Raw genomic sequence first — 10,662 nt, 5'->3', positions numbered from 1 at the left:
GCTCGGACGGTGGCGGCCCCGCGAAGCCGCGTGGGGCGTCCGCGCACGGGTCCGCCCGCGCGCGGACCCGCCTACTTGGCGATCAGCTGGCGCAGCACGTACTGCAGGATGCCGCCGTTGCGGTAGTAGTCGGCCTCACCGGGGGTGTCGATGCGCACCACGGCGTCGAACTCCACGCCGGTGTCGGTGCTGACCTTCACCGTGGCCGGGGTGGTGCCCTCGTTCAGCTCGGTCACGCCGGTGATGGAGAAGGTCTCCTCGCCGGTCAGACCGAGGGAGTCGGCGGACTGGCCCTCGGGGAACTGGAGGGGCAGGACGCCCATCCCGATCAGGTTCGAGCGGTGGATGCGCTCGTAGGACTCGGTGATGACCGCGCGCACGCCCAGCAGGCTGGTGCCCTTAGCCGCCCAGTCGCGCGAGGAGCCGGAACCGTACTCCTTGCCGCCCAGGACGACCAGCGGCGTACCCTGCTCGGCGTAGTTGCGCGCGGCGTCGTAGATGAACGACACCGGGCCCTCGGGCTGGGTGAAGTCGCGGGTGTAGCCGCCCTCGGTGCCCGGCGCGATCTGGTTGCGCAGGCGGATGTTGGCGAACGTGCCCCGGATCATCACCTCGTGGTTGCCGCGGCGCGAACCGTAGGAGTTGAAGTCGCGGCGCTCCACGCCGTTGGCCTTGAGGTACTCGGCCGCGGGGGTGCCCGGCTTGATGGCGCCGGCCGGGGAGATGTGGTCGGTGGTGACCGAGTCGCCCAGCTTGGCCAGCACCCGGGCGCCGGTGATGTCGGTGACCGGGGCCGGGGTGGTCTCCATGCCCTCGAAGTAGGGGGGCTTGCGGACGTAGGTCGACTCGCCCTCCCACTCGAAGGTGTTGCCCGTCGGGGTGGGCAGCGAGCGCCAGCGCTCGTCGCCGGCGAACACGTCCGAGTACGCGGACTCGTACATGTCCGAGGCGATCGCGGAGTCCATGACCTGCTGGATCTCCTCGGCGCTGGGCCAGATGTCGGCCAGGAAGACGGGCTCGCCGTCCTTGTCGATGCCCAGCGGCTCCGTGGTGATGTCCACGTCCAGCGACCCGGCCAGCGCGTAGGCGACCACCAGCGGCGGCGAGGCCAGGTAGTTCATCTTCACGTCCGGGTTGATCCGGCCCTCGAAGTTGCGGTTGCCGGACAGGACCGCGGTGACGGCCAGGTCGTTGTCCTGGACGGCCTGGGAGATCTCCTCCGGCAGCGGGCCGGAGTTGCCGATGCAGGTGGTGCAGCCGTAGCCGACCAGGTTGAAGCCCAGCTTGTCCAGGTACGGGGTCAGGCCGGAGCGCTCGTAGTAGTCGGTGACGACCTTGGAGCCCGGGGCCATGGAGGTCTTGACCCACGGCTTGCGGGTCAGGCCCTTCTCCACCGCCTTCTTGGCCAGCAGGGCGGCGCCCAGCATGACCGAGGGGTTGGAGGTGTTGGTGCAGGAGGTGATCGCGGCGATCACCACGGCGCCGTGGTCGATCTCGGTCTCGGTGCCGTCGGCCATGGTGACCTTGACGGCCTTGTGCGGACGGGCGCCGTTGGCGGTCTGGGACGGGGCGTCCGAGGCCGGGAAGGACTCCTCGCCCGCCTCGTCGGTGCTGTCCTCGACGTAGTTGCGCACGTCGTGGCGCCAGGTGCTCTTGGCCTCCGACAGCGCGATGCGGTCCTGCGGGCGCTTGGGGCCGGCGATGGAGGGGACCACCTCGGCCAGGTCGAGCTCCAGGTACTCGGAGAACTCGGGCTCGTTGGCCGGGTCGTGCCAGAAGCCGTTGGCCTTGGCGTAGGCCTCGGTCAGGGCCACCTGCTGCTCGGAGCGGCCGGTCAGCTTCATGTACCGGATCGTCTCGTCGTCGATCGGGAAGATCGCGGCGGTGGAGCCGAACTCCGGGCTCATGTTGCCGATGGTGGCGCGGTTGGCCAGCGGCACGGAGGCCACGCCCTCGCCGTAGAACTCGACGAACTTGCCGACCACGCCGTGCTGACGCAGCATCTCGGTGATGGTGAGCACCAGGTCGGTGGCGGTGGTGCCGGGCTGGAGCTCACCGGTCAGCTTGAAGCCGACCACGCGCGGGATGAGCATGGAGATCGGCTGGCCGAGCATGGCGGCCTCGGCCTCGATGCCGCCCACGCCCCAGCCCAGGATGCCCAGGCCGTTCTGCATGGTGGTGTGCGAGTCGGTGCCGACGCAGGTGTCGGGGTAGGCCTGGCCGCCCCGGCTCATGGTGACGCGCGCCAGGTGCTCGATGTTGGCCTGGTGCACGATGCCGGTGCCGGGCGGGACGACCTTGAACTCGTCGAAGGCGGTCTGGCCCCAGCGCAGGAACTTGTAGCGCTCGTAGTTGCGCTCGTACTCGATCTCGACGTTGCGCTCGAAGGCGTCGGGGCGGCCGAAGAGGTCGACGACGACGGAGTGGTCGATCACCAGCTCGGCGGGGGCGAGCGGGTTGATCTTGTCCGGGTCGCCGCCCATGTCGCGCACGGCCTCGCGCATGGTGGCGAGGTCGACGACGCAGGGGACGCCGGTGAAGTCCTGCATGATCACCCGCGCGGGGGTGAACTGGATCTCCTGGTTGGGCTGGGCCTTGGGGTCCCAGCCGCCCAGGGCCCGGATGTGGTCGGCGGTGACGTTCGCACCGTCCTCGGTGCGCAGAAGGTTCTCCAGCAGCACCTTCAGGCTGTAGGGAAGCCGACTGGAGCCCTCCACGGTCTCCAGACGGAAGATCTCGTACGACTCGTCGCCAACGCGCAACGTGTCACGGGCGCCGAAGCTGTTCGCGGACACGGTGTCTGCCTCCTGATCTCGCCACTTACGTTCCCAGCATCCTCCCCCATGGGGCGGACGCGGGACCTGTTGAGGCCGCCCTGACCGGTTGCCGGGGGCGAAGGGCCGCGGGGGTTGACCTCCGCCTGCCTCCCGGCCTCCGTCAGGCCCGCCGTGGCCTGCGGCGACACCACTCGCCACCGGCCGGGCGGCCCACTGGTAGCGGGCGCCCACGTTGTCCGGACCGGGTGCGCTCAAGCGGTCAACTTCACACACCCGAACCGGGAGCGGGCCGAGGGGAACCCCGCTGTTATCTTGATGTCAAGGTATCTAACTTGTATCTCGATATCAAGTTATCGGGCGGCCGCCGACGGTGTGCGACCGCCCCCGGCTGAACCTCCACCCCTTTGGGGCTCCGGATCAGTCCAGCTGCGGCGCGACCTGCGAGGCCACCAGCTCCAGGTGGTCCAGGTCGGACATGTCCAGCATCTGGAGGTACATGCGCTCGGCGCCCGCCTCGGCGAAGCGGCCGATCTTGTCCACCAGCTCGTTTGGGGTGCCCGCCAGGCCGTTCTCCCGCAGCTCGGGGACCTCGCGGCCGATCCGCTCGGCCCGCCGGGCCACCTCGGCCTCGTCCCTGCCCGCGCAGAGCACCTGCGCGGCGGAGTAGACCATCGGCGCGCTGCGCCCCGAGGCCCGCACCGCGGCCCGGGTCCGCTCGAAGGCGGCCGAGGTGTCCTCGATCGAGTTGAAGGGCACGTTGTACTCGTCGGCGTACTTGGCGGCCAGGCGCGGCGTGCGCTTGGGGCCGGTGCCGCCGATCAGCACCGGCGGACGCGGACCCTGCTGCGGCTTGGGCAGCGCGGGCCCCTCGGCCAGGCGGTAGTGCTTGCCCTCGTAGCGGAAGGTCTCCCCCACCGGGGTCGACCACAGGCCGGTGATGATGTCCAGCTGCTCCTCGTAGCGGTCGAAGCGCTCACGGGCGGTGGCGGGGAAGGGGATCCCGTAGACCGCGTGCTCCTCCTCGAACCAGCCCGAACCGAAGCCGAACTCCACCCGGCCGTCGCTCATGCGGTCGACCTGGGCGACGGAGATCGCCAGGGGCGCGGGGTGACGGAAGGTCGCCGCGGTCATCAGCGTGCCCAGGCGGATGCGGGAGGTGTCCCGGGCGAGCCCGGCGAGAGTGATCCAGGCGTCGGTGGGCCCGGGGAGGCCGCTGACGTGATCCCCCATGTGCAGATAGTGGTCGGACCTGAACAGAGCGTCGAAGCCCAGGTCCTCGACGGCCCTGGCGACGGTGAGCTGGTCCTCATAGGTGGCCCCCTGTTGGGGCTCAAGGAAGATCCTCAGACGCATAAGCCCCATTTTCTCCCACGCCGCGGACCAGACCGGAACCGCCGCGCGGTTACCGTGGAAAAGGCGCGTCCGCGCCCCGCCCGTCCGCCGAACCGAAGCGCCCGCCTTCCGCGATAGTCCCTCCTGTGAAGCTGCTCCGCCGCGCGCGCCGCCGCGCGCCCTCCTACGACCCGGACAGCACCGACCCGGTGCTGCTGGCCGCCGTCGCCGCGGGCGAGACCCGCGCGCTGGAGTTCCTGCACCGCAGGCACGCCACCTGGCTGCGGGCCAGGCTGCGCTACCGGTGCTCCGACCCCGACCAGCTCGACGCCGCCCTCCAGGAGACCTTCCTGGCCGTGTGGAGGAACGCGGGTTCCTTCACCCCCCGCCCCGGCGACACCGACGCCGGAGCCTGGCTGTGGACCATCGCGATCCGCCAGCTCATCTCCCAGCTGCGCAAACGCGCCAACCGCTGGATCGCCGACAGCGACAGCGAACCCTACGAGACCATCGGCGACGCCTCCGCCGAGGACACCGTGCTGCTCAACATCGAGCACGGCCCGTTGGGCGCCGCCCTGCACTCCCTCTCCCCGGAACTGCGCTCGGCCATCCAGGCCACCGTGCTGGACGGGCTCACCGTCCGGGAGGCCGCGCAGATCCTCCAGGTCCCCGAGGGAACCGTCAAGACACGGGTCATGCGCGCCAAGGCGCGGCTACGGGAGGCACTGACATGAGCTGGCACCTGACCCCTGCCCAGGCACACGAGTACGCCCACCACCGTTCCGACGACGTCACCGCCATGTCCGTGGAGGCACACATCACCCACTGCGCGCCCTGCCGCGACCTGCTGCCCGCCGACGAGCCCTGGCTGGCCCGGAGCTGGGAGGACCTGCGCGACGTCGTGGACCGCCCCCGGCGCGGGCCAGTCGAGTCCCTGCTGTCCTCGCTGGGGCTGGGCGAGGGCACCGCCAAGCTGCTGGCCGCCACCCCCTCCCTGTACCGGGCCTGGCTGCTGGCCACGGTCGTGGTGCTGACGGCCGCCCTGCTGGCCGCCCACCACCTGCCGCACGGCTCGCTGATGTTCACCTTCACCGCCCCGGTGGTGCCCCTGGCCGGGGTGGCCCTGGCCTACGGGCGCGGGGTGGACCCGGCCCACTCGCTGACCTCGGTCACGCCGCTGGCGGGCCAGCGGCTGCTGTTCCTGCGCACCTGCGCGGTGCTGGTGCCCGCGCTGACCCTGTGCATGTCGGCGGCGCTGCTGCTGCCCCACGCGCACACCCCGTGGAAGGCGGTGTTCTGGCTGCTGCCCGCCCTCACCCTGGTCGCCGGGTCCCTCGTGCTCAGCCGCTGGATGCACCTGGGCGCGGCCAGCGCCGCGGTGGGGCTGCTGTGGCTGGTCGCCCTGGGCGTCCTGACCGCCTCCGAGGACGCCACGCCCCTGCACCTGCTCGCGCCCCAGGCCCAGGTGTGGTGGGCGGGCGCGCTCACCGCCCTGCTCGGCGCGCTCCTACTGCGGGTGAGGACGGCGTGAGCACGACGACCGCACGGGCCGCCGTGAGCGTCCGGGGGCTGGGGCACCGCTACGGCACCCGCACCGCCCTGGCCGGGATCGACCTGGACCTGGGTCCCGGCGTGACCGGGCTGCTGGGGCGCAACGGCGCGGGCAAGACGACCCTGCTGCGCTGCCTGGCCACCGACCTGGAGGCCGACGACGGAGAACTGCGCGTACTCGGACACGACCCCGCGCGGGCCGCCGAGCGCACCGAGATCCGCCGCCACCTGGGCTACCTGCCGCAGAACCCCGAGTTCTACCCGTACTTCACCGCGTTCGGCCTGCTGGACTACATGGCGGTGCTCAAGGAGCTGGGCGGGCGCCGCGCCCGCCACGACGAGGTGCGCCGGGTCCTGGAGCGGGTCGGTCTCCACGACCGCCGCCACAGCCGGGTCCGGCGCCTGTCCGGCGGTATGCGCCAGCGGCTGGGCCTGGCCTCGGCCCTGCTCGGCGACCCCCGGGTGCTGCTGCTGGACGAGCCGACCATCGGCCTGGACCCCGAACAGCGCATCCGGTTCCGCGGCCTGGTCTCGGAGCTGGCCGTGCGCAGCACCGTGGTGCTCTCCACCCACCAGATCGAGGACGTGGCCGCCCTGTGCCAGCGCGTGGTGTGCCTGGACGCGGGCCGGGTGATCTTCGACGGGACCCCCCGCGCGCTGGTGGACGGGGCGCGCGGGCACGTGTGGGAGCGCGACGGCCGCCCCGGCCGGGAGTACACCTCCTGGCGCCTGGCCGACGGGCGCTACCGGGTACTCACCCCCGCGGGCGGCGCCGCGCCCGGCCCCTCCGAGGGTCTGGAGCCGGTCGAACCCAGTCTGGAGGACGCCTACCTGCTGCTCACCGGCGTGGAACAGGACGACCGGTGAACCCCGCCCGGCACGCGGTCGGCGCCGGACCCGCGCGGGGGGCGCCCACCGGTCAGGAGGCCGCGACCCCGGACTCCAGCCCCTCCCGGACACGCTCCGCACGAAGGCACGCCGCCCGGAGCACGGCCACGTTCGCCCGCCTGACCTGGTTCAACGCACTCCGCCTGGTCCGCAACCCGTTCGTGCTCCCGGGCTCCCTGGCGGGCATGTACCTGCTCGTGTCCCCGGACTGGGCGAGCGCGACGGCCACCCTGGAGCACTGGTACGCCAACGCCAACGCCGCCGCGACGGCCGTGGGCGCGGTGCTCTTCGCCGCGGTCGCCTTCCCCGCCATGCGCGAGGCCCGCTACTGTCCGCGCCTGGTCTCCCCGCTGGGCCGAACGGGACGGCTGCTGTCCCTGATGGCGGCGTCCTCACTGGTCGGCACGGTGCTGGTCGTGCTGTGGGCCGGGGTGGACCGCTGGCTGTCCCCTCCCCTGCTGGGCACGCTGAGCCCGTCCGCCTACCCGGCGCCCCTCCTGTTGGCGGCCGCGGGCCCGCTGCTGTCCATCGCCCTGGTGGCGTGGACCCGCTCCTACCTGCCGCTGGTCGTGACCCTGCTGGCCCTGCCCGCCTACTGGCTGTACGGCGTCTCGGCGGTGGACGCCAACCTGTCGAGCGCCGTGCTCCGGGTGGAGTGGGCGGCCCGCGTCGCCCTCGACCCCTTCAACGTGAGCGCCCCCTCCGTCACGGACGTGGCCACCGCCTATCTGGTCTACTCGGTGCTGGTCGTGGCCCTCCTGGCCGTCCTGGCCATGGCCGCGCGGGGCCGCCGTGCCCACCGGGCGGCCTGCCTGGGCGCGGCCGCCGTGCTGCTGGCCGCCGCCGTCGGCACCGTCGTCCACGGCCGCCAGATCCAGCCGCTGTACGCCCCCATCCCCGACAGCCGGGTGTACGGCGCGCAGGGGCCGCCCTGTCAGACCAGGGAGGGCGTCACCTACTGCCCCCTGCCCGGCTTCGAACCATGGGTGGAGCGCTGGCACGGCGCCCTGGGCCCGGCCATGGACCTGCTGCCCGAGGTCCCGCGCGAGCGCATGCCCGTGGTGTGGCAGGAGAGCTTCTCCTACCACCGGGAGCTGGACGTGCCCCGGGACCGGGACGTGGTGGTCCACGCGTACACGGGCGACTGGGACCACTACTGGCAGACCGCGATGGTGGGCGAGGCGGCCCGGGTGGTCCTGGGCCTGTCCGACCCCTACGAGACCGGGTGCCTGGGCACCGGGCAGGCGCGCGTGCTGCTGGCGGCGTGGCTGGCCGCCGGCGTGGAGGGCCTGTCCCGCTACGACACCCTGGACACGCTGGCCGCGAACCTGCACGCCTACCAGCCCTCCCCGGTGGACCTGGAGCTCTCCCTGGCCATGGCCGACCTGCCCGAGGAGCGGGTGAGCCGGGTCCTGGAGCGGAACTGGGAGGAGCTGACCGACCCGCGCACGACCAGCCTCGAGCTGGCGCGGCTGCTGGACACGCCGCTGCGGGAGTCCTCCACCGAACCCGCCGGGCCCGGGGACTGGCAGCGGCTCTACCCCCAGCACCAGTACCACACCCACGAGGAGGACCCGGGGCGGTACGTCCGGCCCGTGTGCGGCTGAACCGCGGCCGGGTTATCGAATCACCTATGCCCCGCGCTCTGGATCGGCCCCGCCCGCCTCCCTAGGCTTCCGGGCACGTCGCACCAGAAACGAGGCCACTCCCCGTGCGCAGAACCACGGCGGCACTCGCCGCCCTCCCCCTCCTGACCGCGGTCCTGACCCCCGCCGCACCCGTGGCGGCCGAGACCTCCCCCTCCGAGGCGCGGGTGGTGCCGATCCAGGTCACCGGCGCCCCCTCCGAACGCTTCAACCTGGTCATCCTCGGCGACGGCTACACCGAGGAGGAGATGCCGCTCTTCCGCGAGCAGCTCGACCAGCACCTCAACGTGCAGTGGAGCATCGAGCCCTTCCGCACCTACCGCAACTACCTCAACGTGTACGCGGTGCAGACGCCCTCGGCCGAGTCGGGCGTGGACTGCGACCCGGCCCGTGAGGACCAGGAGCGCGACACCGCCCTGGGCATGGGCTTCTTCAACGGCTGCGACCCCGAAGCCCTGGAACGGCTGCTGACCGTGGACGAGGAGGCCGCCGAGGCCGCGGCCGACCTGGTGCCCGGCGTGAGCGCGGACAACCGGCAGATCCTGGCCCTGGCCAACAGCGGCACCTACGGGGGACGCGGCGGCGCCACCGCCACCGCATCCTCGGGCAACGCCCTGTCCGCGCTGATCAGCCCGCACGAGCTCGGGCACTCCCTGGGAGAGCTCCAGGACGAGTACCCGTACTACTTCCGCGACACGAGTCTGGGCCGCTACACCGGAGGGGAACCCGACTCGGCCCACCACACCCTGATGTCGTCGCGGGAGATGCTCGACCGGCGGGAGAAGTGGTGGCGCTGGCTCGGTGAGGAGAGCGAGGCGGGCGGGACCATCGGCGCCGCCGACCCCGACGGCCACGAGGGCGGGTTGTACCACTCCGAGGGCGTGTGGCGCCCCAGCGAGCACTCCATGCTCAAGTCGCTGGGCTACTACTTCGACCAGGTCGCCCGGGAGGTGATGGTCCAGCGGATCTCCGGCCTGCGCGACCGGGGCGAGATGCCGGTGTCCTCCACCCCCGAGGGCGAGGTGGGGCCCGAGGACGCCGTGTGGGTGGAGGGCCCCCACCCCGTCTTCCACGAGCTGGAGTACACCTGGTCGGTCGACGGCGAGGAACTGCCCGAGGCGGCTGGCTCGCGCGCCCTGGACCTGTCCGGGCTCGGCCTCGACGAGGGGGCGAAGGTGAGCGTCCGGGTGCAGGACCCCACCGGTTTCGTCCGCGATCCGCTCATCCGCGAGTCCGCCGCCCTGACGCAGACGCGCTCCTGGACCGTCGGGGAACCGCTGCCCGCGGACGCGGGGACCGTGGAGTTCACCCGCTTCCGCGACACCGCGCGCGCCGTCGGCGGCGACGAGGTGGTCTACGCCGAGACCTCACGCCCCACCGACCGGGTGCTGGACGTGGCCTGGACCCTGGACGGGCGTGAGGTGTCCACCTCCGCCGACGGGCGCACCCTGGACCTGGGCGAGGTCGCCCCCGGCGCGGGCACGCACACGCTGACCGCCGCGGTCACCGACCCGGCCGCCCCGGGCGGGGACTCCCAGACCCTGGTCTGGACGGTGGACAACACCGCTCCCACCGCGCCGCGCGAGCTGTCCGAACCCGCCGCCACCGCCGGGGAGGACCACCACATCCACCTCAACGCGTTCTCCATGCGGCTCTCGCCGCGCGACGACGGCGAGGGCCACGTCGTCGGGGAGTTCCGCGTCGACGGCGACGGCTGGCACCACTACTACGGCTGGCCCGACGACCCCGGGGCGCCGTTCAGGTTCACCCCGGACGGCACGAACGTCGACGACCTCGTCTACGGAAGCCTGGGCAGCGGCGGGCTGTCCACGGCGGTGTTCGAGGTCGACGGACACGAACCGGGCTGGGGGACGCACACGGTGGAGCACCGCGCCGTCGACGCGGCGGGCAACACCGGCTCCCCCGACTCCTTCCGCGCGACCGTCGTCCCCGCGGCCGACCCCGAGTGCACCGAGACCGTCACCGGAACGGTCCGGGGCGGCCTGGACGTGGACTCGGGCGTGGTCTGCCTCGACGGGGCCGTGGTGAGCGGCGGCGTGGACGTGGCCGCGGGCGCCTCGCTCGTCGTGGACGGCGGGTCGCTGCGGGGCGGGCTGAACGCCGACGGCGCCCACACCGTCCGGCTCACCGACACCGAGGTCCGCGGCGCGGTGCGCGTCAGCGGGACCACCTCGGAGGTGATGGTCCTGGGCTCGGAGCTGACGGGTTCGCTGGCCCTGCACGGCAACACCCAGGTCCCGTCCCCGACCTGGACCGGGGACCCCGGGGGCTACGGCCCGGTCCTGGCGGGCAACAGCGTCCGGGGCTCTCTGTCCTGCACCGGCAACAGCCCGGCGATCGCCGACTTCGGCGCCGCCAACGACGTCACGGGCTCGACCGCCGGGCAGTGCGCGCACCTGTGACCGGCCGTGCCGCCGGGGCGTGGGGCCGTCGCCTCCCGCCCCGGC

The 10,662-nt window shown here is 72.7% G+C and carries 7 protein-coding genes; 5 read left to right on the top strand and 2 right to left on the bottom strand.

All coding sequences use genetic code 11. The features are described 5' to 3' along the window. Positions 1-71: 71 nt before the first annotated feature. Together acnA and DQW06_RS16720 are read right to left on the bottom strand one after the other, a co-directional pair. Positions 72-2,795: an aconitate hydratase AcnA gene (gene acnA / locus DQW06_RS16725; protein ID WP_013153884.1), complete on the bottom strand. Its 2,724-nt coding sequence runs from the start codon at positions 2,793-2,795 to the stop codon at positions 72-74. A 399-nt stretch (positions 2,796-3,194) separates the two neighbouring features. Next, the gene (locus tag DQW06_RS16720; RefSeq protein ID WP_013153885.1) at positions 3,195-4,130 is read right to left on the bottom strand and encodes an LLM class F420-dependent oxidoreductase; all 936 of its coding nucleotides are present in this window, start codon (positions 4,128-4,130) and stop codon (positions 3,195-3,197) included. 125 nt (positions 4,131-4,255) lie between these two features. On the opposite strand from DQW06_RS16720, the gene DQW06_RS16715 reads away from it, so the two are divergent. From DQW06_RS16715 to DQW06_RS16695, 5 genes are all read left to right on the top strand, one after another. After that, positions 4,256-4,843: an RNA polymerase sigma factor gene (locus tag DQW06_RS16715; protein ID WP_013153886.1), complete on the top strand. Its 588-nt coding sequence runs from the start codon at positions 4,256-4,258 to the stop codon at positions 4,841-4,843. Further along, positions 4,840-5,640, top strand: a complete 801-nt coding sequence (locus tag DQW06_RS16710; RefSeq protein WP_019608286.1) for a hypothetical protein — start codon at positions 4,840-4,842, stop codon at positions 5,638-5,640. The genes DQW06_RS16715 and DQW06_RS16710 overlap by 4 nt, the downstream gene beginning before the upstream one ends. Then, positions 5,637-6,527, top strand: a complete 891-nt coding sequence (locus DQW06_RS16705; protein WP_013153888.1) for an ATP-binding cassette domain-containing protein — start codon at positions 5,637-5,639, stop codon at positions 6,525-6,527. The genes DQW06_RS16710 and DQW06_RS16705 overlap by 4 nt, the downstream gene beginning before the upstream one ends. Beyond that, positions 6,524-8,155, top strand: coding sequence for a hypothetical protein (locus DQW06_RS16700; protein ID WP_117198888.1), 1,632 nt, complete (start codon positions 6,524-6,526; stop codon positions 8,153-8,155). Before DQW06_RS16705 ends, DQW06_RS16700 begins: the two co-directional genes overlap by 4 nt. Before the next feature lie 104 nt (positions 8,156-8,259). Continuing rightward, a complete protein-coding gene (locus DQW06_RS16695; protein WP_117198887.1) occupies positions 8,260-10,617 on the top strand; it encodes a M64 family metallopeptidase in 2,358 nt (785 codons plus the stop codon). Positions 10,618-10,662 lie beyond the last annotated feature (45 nt).

Origin of the sequence: Nocardiopsis sp. TNDT3, from assembly GCF_003427465.1 — a bacterium.
In the GTDB taxonomy this organism is placed as follows: domain Bacteria; phylum Actinomycetota; class Actinomycetes; order Streptosporangiales; family Streptosporangiaceae; genus Nocardiopsis; species Nocardiopsis dassonvillei.
The sequence above is the reverse complement of the archived record's forward strand: the minus strand, read 5'-3'. Positions and strand labels throughout refer to the sequence as shown.

Coding starts and splice junctions, on each gene's coding strand:
- DQW06_RS16720 (WP_013153885.1), bottom strand. CDS start 4,130: ATGCGTCTGAGGATCTTCCTTGAGCCCCAACAGGGGGCCACCTATGAG.
- DQW06_RS16710 (WP_019608286.1), top strand. CDS start 4,840: ATGAGCTGGCACCTGACCCCTGCCCAGGCACACGAGTACGCCCACCAC.